Genomic DNA, 277 nt, shown 5'->3' on the forward strand with positions numbered 1-277 from the left:
CTCGTTAGCCTCAGTCAGCGCTCGCAGCTTATGGTTCCAGTCAGCCTCAAGTGAGTCTGCGACCAGGCGGTTCTCCGGATCGCAGCGCATGTAGCGGCGCTGCGCCAGATCAGCTTCATACTGGGCGCGCTCCACCTGCTTGTGACGCAGACAGTCGGCTTCTTCGATGCGGGACTGGAGTTCGCGCTGAACCGCCAGACTCACCTCAATGGCAAGCGGGTTGAGCGCCTCGACGAGCAGCTCGCCAATGGCCTCGTCGATGGCAGCCCCGTGGATG

Annotated in this window: 1 pseudogene; it reads right to left on the bottom strand. The window is 62.8% G+C overall.

What is annotated here, in order from left to right:
• A pseudogene (locus SB771_RS34210) lies at window positions 1-277 on the bottom strand (recombinase family protein); the annotation flags it as partial.

Origin of the sequence: Burkholderia sp. SIMBA_051, from assembly GCF_046534915.1 — a bacterium.
GTDB classification, from domain to species: Bacteria; Pseudomonadota; Gammaproteobacteria; order Burkholderiales; family Burkholderiaceae; genus Burkholderia; species Burkholderia ambifaria.